General features: G+C 55.3%; 1 rRNA gene. It reads left to right on the forward strand.

Going from position 1 to position 215, the window contains the following annotated elements:
- A 23S ribosomal RNA gene (locus tag AC3B4V_RS16355) occupies window positions 1-215 on the forward strand; the annotation flags it as partial.

The following is a 215-nucleotide window of genomic DNA, read 5'->3' on the forward strand; positions in this document are numbered from 1 at the left end:
TTCAAAGAGTGCGTAATAGCTCACTAGTCGAGTGGCGCCGCGCCGAAAATGTAACGGGGCTAAACATACCACCGAAGCTGCGGATTCCGTAAGGATGGTAGGGGAGCGTTCCAAACCGCTGCGAAGCTGTACCGGAAGGAGCAGTGGAGCGTTTGGAAGTGAGAATGCCGGTGTGAGTAGCGAAAAGAGGGGTGAGAATCCCCTCCGTCGAAAGC

It is taken from the genome of Exiguobacterium sp. E17S, from assembly GCF_057772545.1.